At 75.3% G+C, this 18,905-nt stretch carries 14 protein-coding genes; 4 read left to right on the forward strand and 10 right to left on the reverse strand.

What is annotated here, in order from left to right; translation table 11 throughout:
- Positions 1–22: 22 nt before the first annotated feature.
- The 9 genes from carB to QJR14_05850 form a co-directional block, all read right to left on the reverse strand.
- The gene (gene carB / locus QJR14_05810; GenBank protein ID MDI3317115.1) at positions 23–3,391 is read right to left on the reverse strand and encodes a carbamoyl-phosphate synthase large subunit; all 3,369 of its coding nucleotides are present in this window, start codon (positions 3,389–3,391) and stop codon (positions 23–25) included.
- Positions 3,384–4,568: a glutamine-hydrolyzing carbamoyl-phosphate synthase small subunit gene (gene carA, locus QJR14_05815; protein ID MDI3317116.1), complete on the reverse strand. Its 1,185-nt coding sequence runs from the start codon at positions 4,566–4,568 to the stop codon at positions 3,384–3,386. The genes carB and carA overlap by 8 nt, the downstream gene beginning before the upstream one ends.
- Entirely contained in the window at positions 4,565–5,809 is a 1,245-nt protein-coding gene (locus QJR14_05820) for an acetylornithine transaminase (GenBank protein MDI3317117.1), read from the reverse strand. Before QJR14_05820 ends, carA begins: the two co-directional genes overlap by 4 nt.
- On the reverse strand, positions 5,806–6,690 hold the full coding sequence (gene argB, locus QJR14_05825) for an acetylglutamate kinase (GenBank protein MDI3317118.1): 885 nt from the start codon (positions 6,688–6,690) through the stop codon (positions 5,806–5,808). Before argB ends, QJR14_05820 begins: the two co-directional genes overlap by 4 nt.
- A complete protein-coding gene (argJ, locus tag QJR14_05830; GenBank protein MDI3317119.1) occupies positions 6,659–7,984 on the reverse strand; it encodes a bifunctional glutamate N-acetyltransferase/amino-acid acetyltransferase ArgJ in 1,326 nt (441 codons plus the stop codon). Before argJ ends, argB begins: the two co-directional genes overlap by 32 nt.
- Before the next feature lie 22 nt (positions 7,985–8,006).
- Positions 8,007–9,113 (reverse strand): N-acetyl-gamma-glutamyl-phosphate reductase, encoded by a 1,107-nt coding sequence (gene argC / locus QJR14_05835; GenBank protein ID MDI3317120.1) that lies wholly within the window; start codon positions 9,111–9,113, stop codon positions 8,007–8,009.
- Complete coding sequence (gene argH / locus QJR14_05840) at positions 9,106–10,497, reverse strand: argininosuccinate lyase (protein ID MDI3317121.1); 1,392 nt, start codon at positions 10,495–10,497, stop codon at positions 9,106–9,108. Before argH ends, argC begins: the two co-directional genes overlap by 8 nt.
- A gap of 2 nt (positions 10,498–10,499) precedes the next feature.
- The gene (locus QJR14_05845; protein ID MDI3317122.1) at positions 10,500–11,897 is read right to left on the reverse strand and encodes an argininosuccinate synthase; all 1,398 of its coding nucleotides are present in this window, start codon (positions 11,895–11,897) and stop codon (positions 10,500–10,502) included.
- A gap of 191 nt (positions 11,898–12,088) precedes the next feature.
- Positions 12,089–13,378 (reverse strand): homoserine dehydrogenase, encoded by a 1,290-nt coding sequence (locus tag QJR14_05850; protein ID MDI3317123.1) that lies wholly within the window; start codon positions 13,376–13,378, stop codon positions 12,089–12,091.
- Positions 13,379–13,503: 125 nt separating this feature from the next.
- Here QJR14_05850 and thrC point away from each other — a divergent pair, with 125 nt between their 5' ends.
- Positions 13,504–14,583: a threonine synthase gene (gene thrC / locus QJR14_05855; protein MDI3317124.1), complete on the forward strand. Its 1,080-nt coding sequence runs from the start codon at positions 13,504–13,506 to the stop codon at positions 14,581–14,583.
- A complete protein-coding gene (thrB, locus tag QJR14_05860) occupies positions 14,580–15,545 on the forward strand; it encodes a homoserine kinase (protein ID MDI3317125.1) in 966 nt (321 codons plus the stop codon). Before thrC ends, thrB begins: the two co-directional genes overlap by 4 nt.
- A gap of 23 nt (positions 15,546–15,568) precedes the next feature.
- Here thrB and QJR14_05865 read toward each other — a convergent pair whose 3' ends face one another.
- Entirely contained in the window at positions 15,569–16,294 is a 726-nt protein-coding gene (locus tag QJR14_05865; protein MDI3317126.1) for a haloacid dehalogenase-like hydrolase, read from the reverse strand.
- A gap of 131 nt (positions 16,295–16,425) precedes the next feature.
- Here QJR14_05865 and QJR14_05870 point away from each other — a divergent pair, with 131 nt between their 5' ends.
- Both QJR14_05870 and QJR14_05875 read left to right on the forward strand, forming a co-directional pair.
- Positions 16,426–17,625, forward strand: a complete 1,200-nt coding sequence (locus tag QJR14_05870; protein ID MDI3317127.1) for an MFS transporter — start codon at positions 16,426–16,428, stop codon at positions 17,623–17,625.
- 40 nt (positions 17,626–17,665) lie between these two features.
- A complete protein-coding gene (locus QJR14_05875) occupies positions 17,666–18,901 on the forward strand; it encodes an alanine--glyoxylate aminotransferase family protein (GenBank protein ID MDI3317128.1) in 1,236 nt (411 codons plus the stop codon).
- Positions 18,902–18,905: the final 4 nt, after the last annotated feature.

An 18,905-nucleotide genomic window follows, 5' to 3' on the forward strand; every position in this document is an offset into this window, starting at 1 on the left:
GCCATCCAGGTGCTACGCTTCGTCACCCGAGCGGCTTCGCCTGCCGGGGGAGCAGCTCGGCCTCGCCACCCACCTTGACCGGCGGCGCCTGGTCCCGCAGCCGCCAGACGCCGCCCGCCCGGCCCGCATCCAGCGTCTCCAGCGCTTCCACCAGCGCGTCCACCGTCTCCAGGGCGGTGTAGCAGGGGAGTCCGAACTCCACCGCCGCCCGGCGCAGCCGGAAGCCGGGGCGCCCGGGGTCGAAGCCCCGGCGCGGCAGGTCGACGACGCCGCCCAGGCGTCCTTCGGCCAGCGCCGCCACCGCCTCCCCGTAGGCCAGCGCCTTCACCTCGAGGCCGGAGGCGTGCAACCGTTCCGCCGTCCCCGGTGTGGCCGACAGGCGGAAGCCCAGCCGCTCCAGCCTCCGCGCCCGCTCCACCAGCGCCGGCCGCTCGGCGGGGGGCGCCGAGAGGAGGAGCGCGCGCCGCGGCGGCAGCAGGCCGGCCGCCTGGAGCGCCCGGCTGAGCGCCTCGCCCCGGCTCCGGCCGAAGCCGAGCACCTCGCCGGTGGAGCGCATCTCCGGTCCCAGCGCCGCCTCGGCGCGGTGGATCTTCCCCGTCGAGAAGACCGGCGCCTTGGCGGCGACCACAGCGGGCCGGGGCAGAAGCCCGTCCTCCACCGGCAGCCCCAGGGCCGCCGAGGCCTGGCGGAGCGGCTGGCCGAGCGCCGCCCGGACGGCCAGCTCCACCAGGGGGAGACCGGTCGCCTTGCTCACGAAGGGGACGGTCCGCGAGGCGCGCGGGTTGACCTCCAGCACGTACAGCCGGTCCCGGTGGAGGACGAACTGGATGTTGAAGAGGCCGCGGAGCCCCAGGCTGGCGCCGATCCGGCGCGTGGCCTCCACCAGCTCCGCTTCCACCGCCGGATCGAGCTCCGCGGGCAAGAGGGCGATGGAGTCGCCCGAGTGGATGCCCGCCCGCTCCACATGCTCCATCACCGCCGGGATCAGCGTCCGGGTGCCGTCGGTGACGGCGTCCACCTCCAGCTCGCGCCCCTCCAGGTAGCGGTCGAGCAGGATCGAGGCGCCGGGGTGGACCCGGCGCGCCTCGTCCAGCCACCGCTCCAGCTCGTCCTCGCCGCGGACCACGGCCATGCCGCGCCCGCCCAGGACGAAGCTCGGCCGGAGCATCAGGGGGAAGCCGATCTGCCGCGCCAGCTCCCGCGCCTCTTCCGGCGAGGCGGCGCCGCCACCCGGGGGCTGGCGCACCCCCAGGCTCCGGAGCCAGCGCTCGCAGAGCTCCCGGTCCTCCGCCCTGGCGATGGCCTCAGGCGGCGTCCCCAGCGGCGTCAGCCCCTCCGCCTCCAGCTCCGCGGCCACGTCCAGCGCCGTCTGGCCGCCGAACTGGACGAGGGCGCCCACCGCCCCCTCCCGCCTTGCCGCCGCCAGCACGTCCTCCGCCGTCAGCGGCTCGAAGTAGAGCGCGTCCGCCACATCGAAGTCGGTGCTCACCGTCTCGGGGTTGCTGTTGACGATGACGGCGCGGTAACCCGCGCGCTGGAGCGCGCGCACCGCCTGGACCGCCGAGTAGTCGAACTCGATCCCCTGCCCGATCCGGATCGGCCCCGCCCCCACCACCAGGACGGCCGGCCGCGATCCGTCCCCCGTCCGGCCCTGCGAACACCCGCCCGCCGCCGCGGGCCCCGCCTCCCCCTCCCGGCACCAGGCCGGGCCGGCCAGCCGGAACCGCGGCCGGTAATAGGTCGAGTAGAAGTACGGCGTCCGCGCGGGGAACTCGCCGGCGCAGCTGTCCACCTCCAGGAAGCCCGGCTCCAGCCCCGCCTCCTCGCGGAGCCGCCGCACCCGGCGCTCCTCCGACCCGGTCAGCGCCGCCAGCTCGCCGTCCCCCAGGCCGGCCCGCTTCGCCTCCGCCAGGAGGTCGCCGTCGAGCTCCGGCCCGGCGGAGCGGACGCGGGCCAGGGTGGTGCCCAGCCGGTGGAGCCTCCGCAGGAAGAAGGGGTCGATCCCGGTGGGACGCGCTTCCTCCCAGGGGAGTCCGAGGGCGAAGGCGGCCGCCAGCCGCTGCAGCCGTCCCTCCCGGGGCGCGATGGCCGCCTCGACCAGCCGTTGGCGGCCCTGCTCCCGCCCGAGGCGCCCCAGCTCCTCCACCGCCCGCGCCAGCACCGGCCCCTGGTCCAGGGAGCGGAGCGCCTTGGCGAAGGCGCCCTCGAAGCTCCGGTCGATGGCCATCGCCTCGCCGGTCGCCTGCATCTGCGTCCCCAGCTCCGGGTCGGCGAGCGGGAACTTGTCGAAGGGCCAGCGCGGCACCTTCGTCACCACGTAGTCGAGGGCCGGTTCGAAACAGGCGCTGGTGCCCGTGATCGGGTTGCGGATCTCGGCCAGGCGGAGGCCCAGCGCCAGCTTGGCGGCCACCTGGGCGATGGGGTAGCCGGTCGCCTTGGAGGCCAGGGCGCTGGAGCGGCTGACGCGGGGGTTGACCTCGATCACCCGGAACTCGAAGGGGCGTCCCTGGGGCGCGACGGCGAACTGGACGTTGCAGGCGCCCACGATGCCCAGCGCGTCGACGATGCGGAAGGCGGCCAGGCGGAGCTCCTGGTGCTCCAGGTCGGTCAGCGTCTGGGCGGGCGCCACCACCACGCTGTCGCCGGTGTGGACGCCGACGGGGTCCACGTTCTCCATGCTGCAGATGGCGACGCGGTCGCCGGTGGCGTCGCGGACCACCTCGTACTCGATCTCCCGCCAGCCCCAGATGCTCTCCTCCAGGAGCACCTCGCCCACCGGGCTGAGCGCCAGACCCCGTTCCACCAGCGCCTCCAGCTCCGCCGGCGTACGCGCCAGGCCGCCTCCCGTCCCGCCCAGCGTGTAGGCGGGCCGGACCACCAGCGGCAACCCGTGCTCCCGGGCCCAGGACCGGGCTTCCTCCAGCGAGCGGACCGGGCGGCTGGGCGGGATGGCCATGCCCAGCTCCAGCATCGCCTGGCGGAAGGAGGCGCGGTCCTCCGCCTTCTCGATGGCCTCCAGCGGCGTGCCCAGGAGCCGCACGCCCCACCGCTCCAGGAAGCCGCTCCGGGCCAGCTCCCGCGCCAGGTTGAGCCCGGTCTGCCCGCCGAAGCCGGCCACCAGGCCGTCCGGGCGCTCGGCCCGGATCACTTCCTGGAGCCGTTCCGCCTGGAGCGGCTCGAGATAGACGCGCCCGCCCACGTCGGGGTCGGTCATGATGGTGGCCGGATTGGAATTGACCAGGACGGTCTCCACACCCGCCTCGCGCAGGGCGCGGCACGCCTGCGTGCCCGAGTAGTCGAACTCGGCCGCCTGCCCGATGACGATGGGACCCGAGCCGATCACCAGCACCCGGCGGATCGGCGACCCGGTCACCCGCGCAGGCTCAGGCAACGCGGAGTCCCCTCCACCGGGCGACGCGGTCGACGAACTGCCGGAAGCGGGCGCGCGACTCCAGCGGCCCCGGCGCTCCCTCCGGGTGGAACTGGACCCCCCAGACGGGAAGCTCCCGGTGGCGGATCCCCTCCACCACCCCGTCGTTCAGCTGCAGATGGGTCACCTCCAGCTCGTCGGGCAGCGCCTCGGGCAGGACCGCGTAGCCGTGGTTCTGCGCGGTCATGAAGGAGCGCCCGCTCTCCAGCTCCTGGACCGGATGGTTGCCGCCCCGATGGCCGTACGGAAGCCGTCCCGTCCGCGCCCCGAAGGCGGCGGCCAGCACCTGGTGGCCCAGGCAGATGCCCCAGGTGGGGAGGCGTCCCGCCACCTGCCGGAGGGCGGCCTCCACCTCCGGCAGGTCGGCCGGGTCGCCGGGCCCGTTGGTCACCACCAGCCCGTCGGGGTCACCGGCCAGGATCTCGGAGGCGGTGGCGTTCCAGGGCAGGAGCTCCAGAGAGGCGCCCGCCCGGAGCAGCTCGTCCAGGATCCGCCGCTTGGTGCCGAGGTCGAGCACCGCCAGCCGGGGGCCGCGGCCGTCCCCCCGCTCCAGCGCCAGCCTGCCGTGACGGACCACCCGGGCCACCAGGTCGCGCGGCCGCTCGGGCCAGGGCAGCGCCGCCACCCGCTCGGCAGGATCCGCCAGCCGCTCCAACTGCGCCAGAAGCCGGCCGCGGACCAGCGCCAGCGCGGTGTCCCCGCCCTCGCGCAGGCGGAGCGCCAGCCGGCGGGTGGCCACCCCTTCCAGGGCAGGCACCCCGTGACGCCGGAGCCAGTCCACGATCCCCTCGCCGTTCCCCCGGTCGGGTTCGCGCCAGAGCTCCGCGGCCACGAAACCTGCGACCGCCGGCTCCGCCGCCTGGTCGACCCGGGACGAGAGGCCGTACTGGCCGATGAACGGGTAGGTCATCACCACCACCTGGCCCGCGTAGCTGGGGTCGGTCAAGACCTCCTGGTAGCCGGTCATGGAGGTGTTGAAGACGCCCTCGCCCCAGATCGCCTCGTCCCCCGCCGCCCAGGCCGTGGCCGGCGGCGAGGCCGGCCAGTGCACCAGGCGGCCCAGGAAGAGCTCGCCGCTCGAGAGCAGCAGGCCACCCGGCTCGCCCGCCTCGAAGTCCGGCGCCGCGCTCCCGCTCATCGTCCCGCCTCCGCCGCGCCGCCTGCGGCCACCCTCCGGTCGGCCTCGCCCAGCGCCTGGTCCAGGATCTCCAACGCCGCCTCCACCTCGCCCCGGCCGATGATCAGGGGTGGCAGGAGGCGGACCACGTTCTCCGCCGCCGCCACCGCCAGGAGCCCGCGCTCCCGCAGCGCCGCGATCAGCGCGGCCGGCGGCTCGGCCAGCCGGAGGCCGAGCATCAGACCGCGCCCCCGCACCTCCAGAAGCGAGGGGTGGCGGGCCGCCAGCTCCTCCAGCCCCTGGCGGAGCCGGGTGCCCGACTCCCGTGCCCGCTCCACCAGCCCCTGGCCCGCGATGGCGTCCAGGGTGGCGAGCGCCGCCGCCATGGCCAGCGGGTTGCCGCCGAAGGTCGAGCCGTGGCTGCCGGGCGTCAGCAGGCCGGCCAGCGACTCGCGCACGCCCAGGGCACCGGCTGGCACGCCGCCGGCCAGCCCCTTGGCCAGGGTGACGGCATCCGGTTCCAACCCGGCCTCCTGGTAGGCGAACCAGCGGCCGGTCCGGCCCATGCCCGTCTGCACCTCGTCCACGATCAGCAGGAGGCCCCGCTGCCGGCAGACCGCCTGGACCGCCGCCAGGAAGCCCGGCTCGGCCTCCCGGACACCGCCCTCCCCCTGGATCACCTCCAGCAGGATGGCGGCCGCAGACGGGCCCACCCCCTCCTCCAGCGCCCCCGCATCGTTCCACGGAAGCTGGCGGAAGCCGGCCGGCAGCGGCTCGAAACCCGCCGTGTAGTGCGGGTTGCCGGTGGCCGCCAGCGACCCCAGGGTGCGGCCGTGGAAGCAGCCCTCGAAGGTGAGGACCTCCGGCTCCGCGATGCCGCGCCGGTGGCCCCAGCGGCGGGCCAGCTTGATGGCCGCCTCCGTCGCCTCGGTGCCGCTGTTGCAGAAGAAGAAGCGATCGAGCCCGGTCAGCTCGGCCAGGCGGTCGGCCACCTGGCGCTGGAGCGGGATCTCGTAGAGGTTGGAGACGTGGATCAGCCGGGCGGCCTGGTCGGCCACCGCCGCCACCAGCGCGGGGTGACCGTGGCCCAGGACGCTGGCGGCGATGCCGCCGGCGAAATCCAGGTAGCGCCGGCCCTCGTCGTCCCAGACGTAGGCGCCCTCGCCGCGCACCAGGGCCACCGGCGCCCGCTGGTAGACCGGCAGGAGATGGTCGGCCGTCCCCGCGCGGGTCTCTTCTTTCTTGGCTTCTGGCAGGCTCACCCCTCCGCCCCCTCTCGCTCCCAGAGCCCGCTTCCTCCCGGCTCCCCCGCCCCGACCGGCGCCAGCTCGGTGCCGACGCCGTCGAGGCCGCCTCCCAGCGCGCGCAGCAGCGCGTGCGGGGCCCGCCCGTCGACGATCACCACCCGCGGCGCGCCCCCGGCCAGCGCCTCCAGGCACGCCTCCAGCTTCGGCCGCATGCCGCCCGAAGCCTCGCCCGACGCGAGGAGCCCGCGCACCTCCTCCGGGGCCAGCCGCGTCCGCCAGGCGCCGCCGGCGGCCACGCCCGGCACGTCGGTGAGGAGGACCAGCGTCGCGCGCAGCGCCGCCGCCAGCGCCGCCGCCACGTGATCGGCGTTGACGTTGTAGGTCTGCCCCCCGGCCTGGCCGACGGGCGCCACCACCGGCAGGAAGCCGGCCCCGGCCAGCGCCCCCAGGAGCGCCGGCCGGACGCCGCGCACCCGCGCCACGTAGCCCAGCCCTTCCTCCGGCGCGCTGGGCTCCAGTTCCAGCAGCCCGCCGTCCAGCGCGGCCAGGCCGACGGCGGGAAGGCCCGCGGCGGCGAGCGCCGCGGTCAGGCGGCGGTTGACGTGGCCGGCCAGCACCATCTCCGCCAGCTCCAGCGTCTCGGCGTCGGTGACGCGCAACCCGCCGCGCCAGCGCGGTTCGATCCCCAGGCGGCCGCTCCAGCGGCTCAGCTCCGGACCGCCGCCGTGGACCAGCGCAACCCGCAGCCCGCCTCCCGCCAGCCTGGCCAGGTCGGCCGGGAGGGTGCCCAGGCCCGCGCCCAGCGAGCCGCCGTGCTTCACCACCAGCCAGCGCTCGTCGCGACCGCCGCCGGCGCCCCAGCCCTCAGCTCCGGTAGGACCCGTTGATGCGGACATACTCGGCACTCAGGTCACACCCCCACGCCGTCGCGGAGCCGGGGCCCTCGCCCAGAACCAGCTCGATCCGCACCTCGGGGCGGCGCATCGCCTCCGCCGCCTCGGCCTCCCGCTCCCAGAGCGGCTCGCCCCCCCGGTAGAGGAGGCAGCCGCCGATGCTCAGCTCCGCCCGCTCGGGATCGAAGACGACCGGCCTCCCGGCCACCGTCGCCCTACCCGCGGCGGCCAGCACCCGGCCCCAGTTGGGGTCGCCACCGTGGACCGCCGCCTTGACCAGGCTGGAGCCCGCCACCGTCCGCGCCACGGCAGCCGCCTCCGCCTCGCTCTGCAGGCCGCGGGCCTCCACCTCGATCAGACGGCTGGCTCCCTCCCCGTCGGCGGCGATGGCGCGGGCCAGGTGGCGGGCCACCGCCTCCACCGCGGCCAGCCAGCGCGCCCAGCGGCTCCCGGGACCGGCCTCCGGCTCCGGCTCGGCGCCCTCTCGGGCCACCTCGGGCAGGTCGTCGACGCGCACGCCGGCCGCGCCGTTGACCAGGAAGATCGCCATGTCGTTGGTGGAGGTGTCGCCGTCCACCGTCACGCGGTTGAAGCTCCTCTCCACCACCCGCCGCCAGGCGGCCGGCAGCCGTGCCCGCCCCGCGTCGCCCAGTTCGGCGTCGCTGGTGAGGAAGGCGAGCATGGTCCCCATGTCCGGATGAATCATCCCCGACCCCTTGGCCGCGCCCCCGACCCGGACCCGCTCGCCCGGCGCCACCTCCACCTCCACCGCCACCTGCTTGAGCGTGGTGTCGGTGGTCTGGATGGCCCGCGCAAAGGCCTCGTCGGCGACCGGGCCGGCGCCCAACGTCGCCGCCGCCCGTTCCAGCCCCCGCGCCACCGGATCCTCCGGCAGCTGGACGCCGATCACCCCCGTGGAGGCGATCGCCACCCGTTCCGGCGGCAGCCCCACGGCCGCGGCCGCGTGGGCCTGCATGCGCCGCGCCCGCGCCAACCCCTCCTCGCCCGTGCAGGCGTTGGCGTTGCCGCTGTTGACCGCCACCGCCCCGAGCCACCCGCCCTCGCCCCCCAGGAGCGCGCGGGTGACCTGCAGCGGCGCCGCCTGCACCCGGTTGCGGGTGTAGGTGGCCACCGCCCAGGCCGGCTGCTCCGAGACCAGTAGCGCCACGTCGGGACGGCGCCGCTTGATGCCCCCGTGGACGCCTGCGGCCTTCCAGCCCCTGGGGGCGGTCACCCCCGCTTCGAGCAGCAGCCGGTGCGGCGCCGGCCCCGCGCCCGTCCGGCGGACTTCCGGCAGGATGCCCACCCCTCTCCCCTCCTTACGGCCGCAAGGCCGCCGCTTCGATACCTTCCGCCTCCGGCAGGCCGAGCAGCAGGTTCATGTTCTGGACCGCCTGGCCGGCGGCGCCCTTCCCAAGATTGTCAAGGGCGGCCAGGAGGGTGACCCTCCGCCCGTCCGCGTCGAGGCTGAGGCCCAGGTGGACCTCGTTGGAGCCGACCACGTCCCGCAGCTGCGGGCTCTCCCCGGGCGGCAGCAGGCGGACGAAGCGCTCCTCGCGATAGAAGCCGGCGCACCGCTCCCACAGCTCCCGCTCCGTCGACGGCCGCCGCAGGCGGGCGTAGGCGGTGACCAGGATGCCGCGGCGGACGGGAAGGAGCTGTGCGGTGAAGAGCGGATCCGCCGGCTCCCCCGCCAGCTTCCCCAGCTCCTGCGCGATCTCCGGGCGGTGCTGGTGGCGGCCCAGCTTGTAGGCGGCGAAGTTGCCGTCCAGCTCCGCGAAGGCGTAGTCCGGCCCTTTCGCCCGCCCGGCCCCGGTCACCCCCGACTTGGCGTCGACCACCAGGCTGGAGGGCTCGAGCCACCCCGCGGCCAGGAAGGGCGCCAGCACCAGCACCGCGGCCGTCGGGTAACAGCCGGGGTTGAGCACCAGCGGTGCGGGCGCGCCACCCCGCCGCCACCCCTCCCCCAGCCGGCGCAGCTCCTCGCGGTGGAGCTCCGGCAGGCCGTACACCGCGCCCGCCCGGAGCCGCCGGTACCGCTCGCCCGCCAGCGGCTCCGCCGCCCGCCCGCCGTACCAGCGGAGGTACTCCTCGTGGCGCTCCAGGCGGAGGTCGCCGGCCAGGTCGATCACGGCCCGCCCCCGCGCGCGCAGCGCCTCCACATAAGCCGGGCTCTCGCCGCTGGGCAGCGCCAGGAAGAAGAGCTCGGCCGACCCGGCCAGCTCCTCCACCTGGGGGCTGCGCAGTACCAGTCCCCCCGCCACCCGGGCCAGGTGCGGGTAGACCTCGCCCAGGGGGCGGCCCGCCTCCGACCGGGCGGCCACCGCCGCCAGCTCCACCTCCGGATGGCCCAGGAGAAGCCGGCAGAGCTCGACCCCGCTGTAGCCGGTGGCGCCGATGACGGCGACGCGCGTGCGCTCAGCCATCGCCCGCCGCCTCCTCCAGGCAGCGGCGGGCAAGGCGCAGCTGCTCGCGCACCCGCTCCGGGGCCGTCCCCCCGGGCGACCGGCGGCGCGCGGCCGAGGCGGCCGGCCGGAGCGCCGCCAGCACCTCCGCGCGGAAGAGCGGCGAGTAGCGCCGCAGCTCCTCCAGCTCCAGCGCCTCCAGCGGGCGGCCGGCCTGGAGGCAGTCGGCCACGATGCGCCCGGCGACGCGATGCGCCTCGCGGAAGGGGAGCCCCTGCTCGGCCAGGTGGTCGGCCAGCTCGGTGGCGGTGGAGTAGTCGCCCCGGGTGGCCTCCTCCAGCCTGGCGGCGTCCACGCGGAGCGAGCGCAGGCTGCCGGTCAGCGCCGGGAGCGCGCGTTCCAGGGTGTCCACCGCGTCGAAGGCCGCTTCCTTGTCTTCCTGGAGGTCGCTGGCGTAGGCGAGCGGCAGGCCCTTCAGCACCGTGAGGAGGGCCAGCAGGTCGCCGTAGACGCGGCCCGCCTTGCCGCGGACCAGCTCGGCCACGTCCGGGTTCTTCTTCTGCGGCATGATGCTGGAGCCGGTGGCGTAGGCGTCGGCCAGCTCCACGAAGGCGAACTCGCGGCTCGTCCAGAGGACCAGGGTCTCCCCCAGGCGGCTCAGGTGGGCGGCGGTCAGCGCGCAGGCGAAGAGGAGCTCGGCCAGGTAGTCGCGGTCGGAGACGGCGTCCATGCTGTTCTCGTAGAGGCGGGAGAAGCCCAGCTCCGCCGCCACCCTTGCCGGATCGACGGGGAAGGGGGTGCCGGCCAGCGCCCCGGCGCCCAGGGGCATCCGGTCGGCCGCTTCCTCCACGCGCAGGAGGCGCTCCCGGTCGCGCTGGAACATGAAGAAGAAGGCGAGCCAGGCGTGGGCCCAGAGCACCGGCTGGGCGTGCTGCAGGTGGGTGTAGCCGGGCATCACCGCCTCGGGGGCGCGCTCGGCCACCTCCAGGATGGCCTGCTGCAGGGAGCGCACCCGCCCGGCCAGCTCGCGGGCCGCCTTGCGCGCCCAGAGGTGGGTGTCCAGCGCCACCTGGTCGTTCCGGGAGCGGGCCGTGTGGAGCTTCCCCGCCACCGGGCCCAGCAGCTCGGTCAGCCGCCGCTCCACGGCCATGTGGATGTCCTCGTCCCCGCGGTGCCAGGCGAAGCGGCCGTCGCGGATCTCCGCCTCCACCACGTCCAGGCCGTGGAGGAGGCGCTCCGCTTCCTCCCGCGGGAGGATCCCCTGGGCGGCCAGCATGCGGACATGCGCGCGGCTGCCCGCGAGATCCTCCGGCCACAGCCGGCGGTCGAAGGCGAGGGAGGCGGTGAACGCCTCCGCCTCCGCGGCCGCCGGCTCGTGGAAGCGGCCGCTCCAGGCCTTCTCCAGGCTCACGGAGCCGCCTGCACCCCGGCCAGCGCCTGGCCCGCCGCGGCGCCTCCGGTCCGGGTCGGCGCTCCGCCGGACGCCTCGCCCTCGCCCTTCCCGGCTCCCTGCCGGCAGAGCTCGCGGTTGAGCTCGGCCCGCACCTGGATCGGCAGCCCGAAGAGCTTGATGAAGCCGGCGGCGTCGGCGTGGTCGAAGGCGCTCGCCCCGAAGGTGGCCAGGTCCGGCCGGTAGAGCGAGTAGGGCGACTCGGCGGCCAGCGCCTGGACGGACCCCTTGTACAGCTTGAGCACGACCCGGCCGGTCACCCGTTCCTGGGTCGAGCGGACGAAGGCGTCCAGCGCCTCCCGGAGCGGCGTGTACCAGAGCCCGTCGTAGACCAGCTCGGCATATCGCTCGGCCACCTGGGCCTTGAAATGCTGGGTGGCCCGGTCGAGGACCAGCGCCTCCAGCTCGCGGTGGGCGGCCACCAGGATCGAGCCTCCGGGCGTCTCGTAGACGCCACGGGACTTCATCCCCACCAGCCGGTTCTCCACCATGCTGACCACGCCCACGCCGTGGAGCGCCCCCAGCTCGTTCAACCGCTCGAGGAGCGCCACCGGTGGAAGCCGCTGGCCGTCCAGGGCCACCGGCACGCCCGCCTCGAAGTCGATCCGGAGCCAGGCGGGCTGGTCGGGCGCCTTCTCCGCCGGCGTGCACCAGAGGAGGAGATCCTCGGCCGGCAGGTTCCCCGGCTCCTCCAGGTCGCCACCCTCGTGGCTCAGATGCCACAGGTTCCGGTCCCGGCTGTAGGGCTTCTCCCGCGTGGCCGGCACGGGGACGCCGTGGGTGGCCGCATAGTCGATGCAATCCTCCCGCGAGCGGAGCTCCCACTCGCGCCAGGGGGCGATCACCGGCAGGTCGGGCGCCAGCGCCTTGACCGCCAGCTCGAAGCGGACCTGGTCGTTCCCCTTGCCCGTGGCGCCGTGGGCGACCGCGTCGGCCGACTCCTCCCGGGCGACGCGGACCAGGTGGCGCCCGATCAGCGGACGGGCCATGGCGGTGCCCAGGAGATACTTGCCCTCGTAGACCGCGCCCGCCTGGAGCGTCGGCCAGACGAACTCCTCCACGAACTCCTGCCGGGCGTCGACCAGGTGGACGCGGCTGGCGCCGGAGGCCAGCGCCTTCGCGCGGACCGACTCCAGATCCTCTCCCTGGCCGACGTCCACCGTGACGGCGATCACCTCGGCCCCGTACCGCTCGCGCAACCAAGGGATGATGACGGAAGTGTCGAGACCCCCGGAGTAGGCGAGGACGATCCTCGTCGGGCGGATTCCGGCCGGCTCCCGCCTGGCCCGCGACCGCTCCTCGAGATCCCAAGCATGCCGGCCGTTCCACCCGTTCGGGCCGAGAGCCGATGCCATCCCTCTCGCCTCCTCCGATCCGCCTCCCCCACCCTGCCGGAGGAAGCGGATAGACTGCCGCTCAGTATAGGCGGTCCTGCATGATTATGCAATCCTTGCTTATAGTCATACGCGTGCGCGTCCCAGGGCGCCCCGGGCACCGCCTGGCCCGCCGCCAGCGGAGCACGGAGCCCGACCCGCAGGGCAGGGAGTCAGCGGGCGCCGTCGTGGAAGCGCAGAAGCGAGGCGACGCGGTGGACGCTGGGCAGCTCCTCCAGCTCCCGCCTCGCCTGGCGCATCTCCGCCTCCCGCGCCGGATGGGTGACGAAGACCACCTCGGCGCGGCCTTCCTCGGCCCGCATCTGGAGCACCTGGCGGAGGCTGATCCGGTGGCGGGCCATGGCGCCCGCCATCGCGGCCAGGGTGCCGGGGCTGTCCGCCACCTCCAGGCGGAGGTAGTAGGCCGACTCGATGGATTCGGAGGGCAGGACCGGGAGCGCCTGCTCGCCGCTCCGTGGCTCCGGGCGCCACGGCCGGCTCCCGCGGGCGACCTGGACCAGGTCGCCCAGGATGCTGCTGGCGGTGGCGTAGCCGCCGGCGCCCAGGCCGTAGAACATCAGCTCGCCCACCGGGTCGCCCTCGACGAAGATGGCGTTGGCGGCGCCACGGACGCTGGCCAGGGGGTGGTCCTGCGGCACCAGCGCCGGGTGGACCCGCGCCTCGATCCCGGCCTCGCGGTGGACGGCGGTGCCGACCAGGCGGACGGCGTAGCCGAGCTGGGCCGCGTAGCCCAGGTCCACCGGGTCGAGCTCCGTGATCCCCTCGGTGTAGACCGCCTCGGGGCAGACCCAGGAGCCGAAGGCGTAGCTGGCGAGGATCGCCAGCTTCCGGGCGGTGTCCCGCCCCTCCACGTCGTCCGAAGGGTCGGGCTCGGCGTAGCCGAGCTCCTGCGCCTCCGCCAGCGCGTCGCGGAAGGTGGCGCCGGCGGAGGCCATACGGCTGGCGATGTAGTTGGTGGTCCCGTTGAGGATGCCGGTCACCCGGGTGATGCGGTTGGCCACCAGCATCTCCTCGATGGGACGGATGATGGGGATCCCCGCCCCCACCGAGGCCTCGAAGCGAAGCTGGGCCCCGTGCTCCCGGGCGAGGCGGAGAAGCTCCGGCCCCTGCTCGGCGATCAGCTCTTTGTTGGCGGTGACCACGCTCCTGCCGGAGGCGAGCGCCCTGCGGACATAGGTGCCGGCCGGATCCAGGCCGCCCATCAGCTCCACCACCGCCTCCACCGCCGGGTCGTCCAGCACCTCCTCGGGGTCGGCGGTGAGGAGGCCTGCCGGCGGCGTCACCGCCCGCGGTTTGGCGGGATCCCGGACGAGCGCCCGGCGGATGCGGATGGGCCGGCCCGCCGCCCAGGCCAGCCGCCGCGACCGCTCCTCGGTCAGCTGCCAGACGCTGGAACCCACGTTTCCGAAGCCCAGGAGAGCGACGTTGAGCGTTTCGGCCACGGCGACCACCCCTTGCATGTTGAGCGGAATTGTACTGCGTGAAAGCCCGGACTGTCAGCCTGCGGAACGGTGGAGGATCGTCCGCGACGGGCGGCGAAGCTGCGGTCGAACGGGGGCGGGTTGCGATGTGGAGAGGCGTCTGGCGGGAGTGGGGCGACTTCCTGCCGCGGACGGGCGGGACGCCGGAGCTGACCTTGTACGAAGGGGGGACCCCCCTCCTGGAGGCGCCGCGGCTGGCGGAGTGGGTCGGGGGCGGGATCCGCCTCTTCCTCAAGTTCGAGGGGCTCAACCCCACCGGCTCGTTCAAGGACCGCGGCATGGTGGTGGCGGTGGCCAAGGCGCTCGAGGGCGGCGCGCGCCAGCTGATCTGCGCCTCCACCGGCAACACCTCGGCCTCGGCGGCGGCCTACGCGGCGGCGGCGGGGATCGGGGCGACGGTGCTGATCCCGGCGGGGAAGATCGCCCAGGGGAAGCTGGCCCAGGCGGTCCGCTACGGCGCGCGGGTCCTGGCGGTGCGCGGGAACTTCGACCAGGCGCTGGCGGTCGCCCGGGAGCTGGCGGGCAGCCGGCCGGAGCTGGCGCTGGTCAACTCGGTCAACCCCATGCGGCTGGAGGGCCAGAAGACCGCCGCCTTCGAGGTGGTGGAGCAGCTGGGCGAGGCGCCCGACCTGCTGGCCGTCCCCGTGGGGAACGCGGGCAACATCACCGCCTACTGGATGGGCTTCCAGGAGTACCGGCGGGCGGGGCGAAGCCGCCGGCTGCCGCGGCTCTTCGGCTTCCAGGCGGAGGGGGCCGCGCCCCTTGTCCTGGGTCATCCCGTGGAGCGGCCGGAGACGGTGGCCACCGCCATCCGCATCGGCCGGCCGGCCAGCGGCGAGAAGGCGCTGGCGGCGGCGCGGGAGTCCGGCGGCGCGATCCTGGCCGTCTCGGACGCGGAGATCCTGGAGGCGTACGGAGCGCTCGCCCGCCTGAGCGGCCTCTTCGCGGAGCCCGCGTCGGCCGCGTCCGTCGCCGGCCTGCGCAAGCTGGCCGCGCGGGGGCTGCTGGAGGCGGGCCAGCGGGTGGTGGCCGTCCTCACCGGAAACGGGCTGAAGGACCCGGAGACCGCCCTGGCCGGGGACCTGGTGGAGAGGGAGCTGGAAGAGGTGGAGGCGGAGCCCGAAGCGGTGGCGCGGCGCCTGCTGGCCGCCTCGCGGCGGCCATGAGCGCGGCGCCGGCCCGGGCACGGCCGCCGGCGCCCGTGCCCGGCCGCTACGTCGTCCGCGCGCCGGCCAGTTCGGCCAACCTGGGCGCGGGCTTCGACGCGCTGGGCGTGGCCCTGGACCGGTGGCTGGAGTGCGAGATCGAGCTCTCCCGCGCCGAGCCGGGCGCGGACGAGGGTGGCGGCGCCGGCGGGGAAGGCCGGAGCCTGGTGGCCCGCACCTTCCTGCGCGCCTTCGAGGCGGCGGGGGTCGACCGGCGCCGCTGGCGCCTCCGCATCCACGACCGCTCCGCGATCCCCGTGGGGCGCGGCCTGGGCTCCAGCGCGGCGGCGGTCGTCGCCGGCCTGGTCGCCGCCAACCGGGCGCTGGCCGATCCCCTCGCCCCCGAGGAGCTGCTGGCGCTGGCCACCCGCGAGGAAGGCCACCCGGACAACGCCGCCGCGGCGCTCCTGGGCGGTCTGACCGCCGCCGCCGCGGTGGAGGGGCGCGTCGTCGCCGTCCGCCTGGAGCCGCCGCCGGTCCTCCGCTTCGCCGCCCTGGTCCCCGAGCAGCCGCTCTTCACCCGCGCCTCCCGGGCCGTCCTGCCCGAGGCGGTGGCCTGGCCGACCATGGCGCAGGCGGTGCAGCAGGCGACCACGCTCCTGGCCGCGCTCCTCGCCGGCCGGCTCGAGCTGCTCCCCGTCCTGGCCCGGGGCGATCTCCACGAGCGGCCGCGCGCCGCCCTCGTCCCCGGCCTGGGCGAGGCCATGGCCCAGCTCCGGCGGGCCGGCCTGCCGGTCACCCTGAGCGGTTCGGGACCCTCGCTCCTGGTCTGGCTCCACCCGCGGGACCGGGAGGAGGAAGAGCGGGCGGAGGCGGCGCTCGCCGCCGCCCTCCGGCTCCTGGAGCGCGCCGGCACGCCCAGCCGCCTCCTCCACCTGCGCCCCGCCCTGGCCGGAGCCTCGGCCGAGCGGCTGGAGCCGTAGCCGGAGCCGCAGCCGCCGAGGGGTCAGCGGGCGGCCGCCCGGAGAGCCAGCTCGCCCGCCAGCGCGAGGAGCTCCTGCAGTCTCCGCACGCGGTGATCCGGCTCGAGGCCCGCGTAGGGCCGGCGCTCCACCAGGACCGTGGTCGCCCCGGCCAGGCGGCCGGTCAGGATGTCGGCCTCGCTGTCGCCGACCATCACCAGCGGCCCGTCGCCCGCCGTGCGCCGCAACCCCCTGGCGTAGCCCGGCGTCCCCTTGGGCGCTCCCGCCTCGCGCAGGGTGAAGAGGAAGTCGATCCGCCCGCCCAGCCCCGAGGCCCGGACCTCCGCCTCCGCCACGTCCGCCGGGGCGGCGGTGGCGATCCCGACCCGGTGGCCGCGGGCGCGGAGCGTCTCCAGCACCTCGGCCGCCTCGGGGTCGGGGTGGCGGTGGGGAAGGGCCCGCTCCAGGAAGAGGCGGAGGAGCCGCTCCGCTTCCTCTTCGTCGGGAGGAAGGCCGGCCAGCGCCATCGCCACCTGGATCTGCTCCCGCTTGGAGAGGACGAAGGCGCCGGCGCCGGTGGTGGTGAACCGGTAGGCGCCGGCCACCAGCCCCTCGCCGCCCCGCTCCGGCGCCCGCCGGCGCGCGGCCAGCGCGCTCTCCACCGCCCCGTTGCCGGCGGGGAAGCCGGTCTCCTCGCCGAGAAGGAGCGTCCCGTCCATGTCGAAGGCGAAGCCCAGCCCTCTCCCGTTCTCGTCGGAATCCCTGTTCACTCGGCAAGCCGCCCCCCCCGGTGCTATGATGGATCGAGCTGGTAGGCGACGCAGGACGGCCGGGGCCGTCGTTCCGGACTTCTCCGCGACGCGAGGCGAGCCCTACGAACTTCCACTTACCCTGGCGCGGCATGCAGCCGTGGCAGAGAAACCTGTACGTCCTCTGGCTCGGCGATCTGCTGGTGGCGGCCGCCTTCTCGCTGGTGATGCCCTTCCTGCCGCTCTACCTGGAGCAGCTGGGCGTCCGCCGGGGCGTCGCCGCGCTCTCGGGTTGGCTCCTCTCCTCCGCCTTCCTCGCCACCGCCCTCGCCTCGCCCGTCTGGGGCGCCCTGGCCGACCGTTACGGGCAGAAGCCGATGCTGATCCGCTCCGGGCTCTCGCTGGGCGTCATCTACGTCCTGATGTCCTTCGCCCAGAACGCCGGCCAGCTCTTCGTGCTGAGGACGCTCTTCGGCCTCCTCTCCGGGTTCATCCCGGCCGCCACGGCGCTGGTGGCCGGCAACACGCCCCCGGAGAAGCTGGGCACGGCGCTGGGCACGCTCCAGACGGCCAGCGCCGCAGGCAACATCATTGGCCCGCTCCTGGGCGGTCTGCTGGCCCACTTCGTCGGCATCCAGGGGACTTTCCTCGTCTCCGGCCTGGCGCTCAGCATGGCGACGCTGCTGGTCCTCGTCCTGGTCCGGGAGGATTTCCGCCCGGCGGGCGCCCGCCAGTCGATCCTGGCCGACCTGCGCCAGGCTTTCAACCTCCCGGCGCTCCGCGCCATCTACGGGCTGCTCTTCTTTCTCCAGCTGGGAGCCATGGTGATCGCGCCGGTCTTCACGCTCTTCGTGGCGCGGATCGTGCCCGGCGATCCGGAGGTGGCCACCGGTTTCCTCTTCTCCCTCTCCGGCATGGCCGAGATCAGCGCGGGGCCGCTCTCGGCCCAGATCGGGCAGCGCCTGGGCTACGCCAACACGCTGGTGCTGGGCTTCGGCCTGGTCACCCTCTTCGCGCTGCCCCAGGCCTTCGTGCACAGTTTCGGCCAGCTGGCGGTCCTGCGGACGCTCCTGGGCTTCGCCTTCGCCCTGACCCTCGTCTCGGGCAACGTGCTGATGGGTCTTCACAGCCCGGCCTCCTTCCGGGGCCGCGCCTTCGGTCTCCTCAACTCCTTCAACGCGCTGGCCGCCGTGGTCGCCACCTCGCTGGGGGGCTGGGTGGCCGACCGCTTCGATCTGGGGACCGTCTTCCTGGTGGCGGGCGGCGTGGCCGCCGTCGCCTGCGCCCTGGGCGCCAGCCGCCGTTCCGACCTGGAACCGGGCCGGAGCGCGGAGGGAGAGGCCTGCGCCTAGCGGCCGGCCGCCACCGGACTCGAACAGGAGGGATCGATCGATGACGGAGGAAGCACCGATCTACCACGCCCCGACGCCCGCGCTCCACCTGCCGGAGCGGCTGCTCCTGGGCCCGGGCCCCAGCCCCGTCCCCGCCCGGGTGCTCCAGGCGCTGGCCACGCCCACGCTGGGCCACCTCGACCCCGCCTTTCTGGACGTGATGAACGAGACGATGGACGCGCTCCGCGCCGTCTTCGGCACGACCAACCCTCTGACGATGGCCCTCTCCGGCACCGGCAGCGCCGGCATGGAGGCGCTCTTCGTCAACCTGGTGGAGCCGGGCGACCGGGTCCTGATCGGTGTCAACGGGCTTTTCGGTGAACGGATGGTGGACGTGGCCCGCCGCGCGGGCGCCGACGTGATCACCGTGGAGGCGCCGTGGGGCCGGATCGTGGATCCCGAGGCGATCCGCCGCGCGCTCGACCGGAGCCCTGGCGTCCGGTTGGTGGCGCTGGTGCTGGCGGAGACCTCCACGGGCGTCCGCCAGCCGCTGGAAGAGGTCGCCCGCATCGTCCACGAGCACGAGGCGCTCCTGGGCGTCGACGCGGTCACCGCCCTGGGCGGCATCCCGGTCGAGGTGGACCGGGTGGGCATCGACGCCTGCTACGCCGGGACCCAGAAGTGCCTGAGCGTGCCGCCCGGGCTGGCCCCCCTCACCCTCGGCCCGCGCGCCGAGGCACGGCTCGACCGGCGGACGGAGCCCGTCCGGAGCTGGTACCTGGACATGACCATGATCCGGCGCTATTGGGGCCACGAGCGCTTCTACCACCACACGGCGCCGGTCAACATGCTCTTCGCCCTTCACGAAGGACTCCGCCTCATCCTGGAGGAAGGGCTGCCGGCCGTCTACGAGCGCCACGCCCGGGTGGGCGCCGCCCTCCAGCGGGGCCTGGAGGCGATGGGGCTGGAGCTCTTCGCCGAGCCGGGCCACCGCCTGCCGGAGCTGACCACCGTCCGCGTCCCGGCCGGCGTCGACGACGCCCGGGTCCGCGCCCGGCTCCTGGAGGAGTACGGCATCGAGATCGGCGCCGGCGTCGGCCCCACCCGCGGCCAGATCTGGCGCATCGGCCTGATGGGTCACGGCGCCAGGAAGCGGAACGTCTTCGCCCTCCTCTCCGCGCTGGAGAGCCTGCTGGCGGAGGAGGGCCACCCCGTCCCGCGGGGCGCCGGGCTGGAGGCGGCCGCCGCCGCCCTGGGGGAGGAGAGGCCGGCGCCCGCGACGCGAAGGGAAGGCTGAAGGG

This window comes from Bacillota bacterium, assembly GCA_029961055.1.
Classification (GTDB): Bacteria; Bacillota; Sulfobacillia; order JAIMAT01; family JAIMAT01; genus JAIMAT01.